Annotated in this window: 3 protein-coding genes; 1 reads left to right on the plus strand and 2 read right to left on the minus strand. The window is 39.1% G+C overall.

The window, feature by feature from the left end:
- The first annotated feature begins 88 nt into the window (after positions 1-88).
- Complete coding sequence (locus tag COZ07_RS10155) at positions 89-328, plus strand: DUF4342 domain-containing protein (RefSeq protein ID WP_406608449.1); 240 nt, start codon at positions 89-91, stop codon at positions 326-328.
- A gap of 10 nt (positions 329-338) precedes the next feature.
- On the opposite strand, the gene COZ07_RS10160 is transcribed toward COZ07_RS10155, so the two are convergent.
- Positions 339-1,334 carry a Gfo/Idh/MocA family protein gene (locus COZ07_RS10160; protein WP_406608450.1) on the minus strand — a complete coding sequence of 332 codons (996 nt, stop codon included), beginning with the start codon at positions 1,332-1,334 and terminating at the stop codon, positions 339-341.
- Positions 1,335-1,348: 14 nt separating this feature from the next.
- Positions 1,349-3,937 carry a PAS domain S-box protein gene (locus COZ07_RS10165; RefSeq protein WP_406608451.1) on the minus strand — a complete coding sequence of 863 codons (2,589 nt, stop codon included), beginning with the start codon at positions 3,935-3,937 and terminating at the stop codon, positions 1,349-1,351.
- Positions 3,938-4,356 lie beyond the last annotated feature (419 nt).

Here is a 4,356-nt window from a genome sequence, read left to right on the forward strand (position 1 = left end):
CCCGATCAGGTCGAGGACAAGTTTGTTTACTTTTTGGGTGACAACCATGTTATAATAAAACCAACAAAAAATAATTAAAGGAGAACTTATGACTAATAAAAAAGAAGAATTCAAGCTTTCTGGGAATGAGATAATCGAAAAGATTAAAAGTATTATAAAAGAAGGGAATGCTCGAAAGATTATCATCAAAAATGAAAACGGAGAAACTATTGCCGAATTTCCTTTGACCGTAGGTGCAGTAGGAGCACTTCTTGCCCCAATCTTGGCTGCGGTGGGCGCTATAGCTGGCTTACTTACCAAATGCACTCTAGTAGTAGAAAAAAAATAAGCATATTTTTTTAAGGACAGAAGTTCTCCCAGCTTCCACTCCTAGCACTACGAACCAGTGCATCGATCACTTGCATGTTTGCCACAGCGTCTTCGAGTGGCGTCGGGACCTCTCTATCTTCCAGCACTGCCCGTGAAAAGAGGTCTCCCTGAATCGTATATTGATTACAAATCTCCAGAATAACCTCTTCAATTCTGGTATCATCTCCCTGCCATATTTTGCACGGCCGGTCAGAAGGGGCATTAAAAGGTATTTCAATTTCAATTCGCCCCTTGGTACCAAAAATGTTTACCCGTTGATAAGGTACCAGCTGTGTCGCACAGGTGAAGGTTGAAGTACCGCTGGCAAACTCTAATAGGCCAGAAGTTAGGCGATCAACCTTCATCTCCGGATCTTCTTCCCTGATACCGCAGACCCGCCGGGGCTCAGCCCCAAAGATAAACCGTGAAAGCGAAATACAGTAACAACCGATGTCCATCAGTCCCCCGCCACCAATATCCGCTTTATTTCGAATGTTGTTGGGGTCGATATTGTGATAGGAGAAGAAAGATTGAATCGTCCGCAATTCACCGATTTTCCCTTCGGAAACCCTTTTCTTTGCCCATTGCCATTGCGGATGATGCCGGTACATAAATGCTTCCATAACCTTTAAGCGGGGAAATTTACGGGAAACCTCCAGCAGTTCCTGAGCTTCAGCTGCATTTAAACCAAGGGGTTTCTCGCATAAAACGTGCTTGCCGGCCTTCAGTGCTTTGATGGCCCAGAGAACATGCAGATGATTGGGAAGCGGAAGGTAAACAGCATCGACATCGGGATCAGCTAGCAGTTCTTCGTAAGAGCCGTAAGCCTTCTCTAGACCCAACCGCCTTGCTGCTGCCTGTGCCTTTTCCAATTGGCGCGAAGCAATAGCAGTAAACTTGCAATACTCCCCCAATTGCATAGCGGGAATCACCTCTTCAGTGCCAATTTTAGCGGTGCTCAGGACACCCCATCGAATCTTTTTCATTTGATTTCCTCCTTTCATTTTTTCTTTTTTTTCTCTTCATACATATTCTCATCAGCTATTTTGATTAATTCTTCTATAGATAAAGGATTAGATGGGTTATAACAAGAAAGACCAATACTAAAGCTTATCTTATAGGGGTTATTAAGATTTTTATTTAATTCTTTTAATTTATTAGTTATTCTTTCTTTGATTAGAGGAACATCATTTAGAGAGCTATCGGGAAAAATCAATAGGAATTCATCTCCTCCCATACGACAGATGATATCGACCTCTCTTAAGGTAGATTTAAAGAACTTAGCTGCCTCTTTTAAGGCCTTATCACCTTCTTTATGACCAAAGGTATCGTTAATATATTTAAGTCCATCTAGATCAAGATAGAGTAACAGGATAGAGGTTTTACGGCGCTGGGCAGACTTAATTTGCCGTTCGAAAAGACTCAGACCATACCCTCTGGCATAACAACCGGTAAGGACATCAAAATGAGCTAACTTTTCCAACCTTTTTTCCAGTCTTTTTCGTTCAGTAATATCAATATAAGTGGCTGTTAATCCTTTTGTCTGCCCATCAATTTTTATATTAGCACCAGATATGGAAACCGGAAAGAGCGTGCCATCTTTCTTCTTCCTAATGGTCTCATAATGGAAATACCCTTTAGATGAGGCTATTTTATCCAGTTTTTTTCCTTCTTTTATCTTATCAGGGGGATAAATGAATCCTTCATTAATATTTTTGCCTTTTATCTCTTCCAGGGTATAGCCAAAGAGTTTAGTAAAACGGGGATTTATGTTTAAGATAGTACCCTTCTCATCTAGATATACTAAAGCCTCAGGACTATTCATAAATAGACTGGCAAATTCTTGCTGGCTCTTCTGTAAAGTTTCTTCAGCTTTTTTACGCTCGATGGCAGTAGCCACCTGAGAGGAGACGAATTCTAGAAGTTTGATGTCTTTCTCGGAATAAAGTTCAGGATTGGTGTAGCTCTGGACGGCCATAACCCCAATAGTTTTATCTTCTATCTTTAAGGGGGATCCTAACCAGACCTTACGTAAGGTGCCAAACCATTCTTTAAATTCCTCCATAAACTTTTTCCCTTTAATCATTTCTTGATTAACCAAAATTGATTTACCTGTCCGTATGACCTCGGCAACCAAAGAATTATGATTAACACTTCGAGGAAGATGAATAGGCTTGGCATGATCAATATTATAAGGGAAGAAGATCTTATCTTCTTTCTCATCTACCAAAGCGATATAGAAGTTAGTGGTGTCGATGATGCTGCCTAATTCCTGATGGATTAGGGGATAGAGCTGGTCAAGAGAGAGGGCAGAATTGGTAGCTTTGGAGATATTGTATAAGACCTGATGGAGCTGCTCATCTTGCTTGCGTTCGGTTATATCTCTGTACATCCCTATCACCCCTTGAAGCTTACCATCAAGCATAACCCTGGAAACAGATATAGAAACCGGGAATAAGGTTCCATCCTTCTTCTTTCTGATAGTCTCATAATAAAATTTGCCTTTTAACGCCTTTTCGGTCATCCATTTCCCTTCTCCCATCTTCTCTGGTGGGTGAATCATTCCGTTATCCAGATTTCTACCCTTTACTTCATTTATATTATAACCAAATAGTTCGGCAAAGCGGGGGTTTATATCTATAATATTGCCTTTTTCATCCAGATAGGCTAAAGCCTCGGGACTGCTGTTAAATAGACTGGCAAATTCCTGCTGGCTTTTTCGTAAGGCTTCTTCGGCTTTTTTACGCTCGGTAATATCTTTATATAAAGCTATAGTTCCCTGAGCTTTTTCATCAATTATAACCGGAGAAGCAGATATGACTACATAAATTAAAGTACCATCTTTCTTCTTTCTAATGGTTTCATATTCAGAAATACCTTTAAAGGTCAATCCCTTCTTAGTTAATCTTTCTCCTTCGTCTATCTTATTTTCGGGATAAATCATCCCTTCATCAATATTTCTACCTCTTATCTCTTTTAAGGTGTAACCAAATGTTTTGGTAAAGTAAGGATTTATATTTAAGATGCGACCATCCTCATCATGATACAAGGCCGCAATAGGACTACTATTAAAGAGACTGGCAAAGATTTTTCTGGCTTTTCTTAGCTTTTTTTCTGCTTCCTTAGGTTTGGTGATATCACGAACATAAGCTATAAGTCTGGGTTTCCCTCCGATACGGACAATTTTGGTGGCAATTTCTGTAGGGAAGATAGTGCCATCTTTCTTTTTGCTTATTCGAGGGACGAAAATACCGTGAGTGGTCTCCTTGTCGGTAATAACCTTAGGCAATTTCTTTGAAAACTCTTCGGGAACTAAGTCTGCTATAGTTAAGCCAATCATTTCTTCTTTAGCGTAACCATATATCTTTGCTCCGGCAGTACTACATTCAAGTATACGACCTTCTACTGTCTCTATAAGAATGCCATCAGCAGCTAACTCTACCAGAATTCGATATTTTTCCTCATTATCAGTTGATGCTTTTTCTATCTGCTGATGCCTAATTTCTGATTTTTCCAATTCGGTAATTTGCCGGTGTAATTTCATTAATTCATCTATTAACTGCTCTTTGGTTTTTTCTTTTTCTTCCATATATTCCACTTTATCCTTTTAGGACTTAGAGTTTTTAGCCCTCTTCCTATCCCCATATAGAATTATGTAATTAGCAGATTTTGTTGATATACTATTTATAGTATGGTTGTCCCCCAAAAAGTAAACAAACCTGTCCTCGACCTGATCGGGGAATAGTAAGGTAGGGGTCGGATTTATCCGACCCGCTTATTTACGGGTTCGATAAATCGAACCCCTACAAGATAATTATAACCAAAAAATCTTAATTTACTATAAAATTATCTGCAACGCATCAGATGTATAATCTATTAAAAATAATTTTAGCTTTTTGGGTTACACCCATATTATAGTATTAAAAAATATTATTTACAATATTTTAAGGAAGCTATTGGCATTCATCATTTTCTTCCCGGCGGTTCTCTGTCCTACTCTTTTGACTA

The organism is Candidatus Infernicultor aquiphilus, from assembly GCF_002784285.1.
Classification (GTDB): Bacteria; Atribacterota; Phoenicimicrobiia; order Phoenicimicrobiales; family Phoenicimicrobiaceae; genus Infernicultor; species Infernicultor aquiphilus.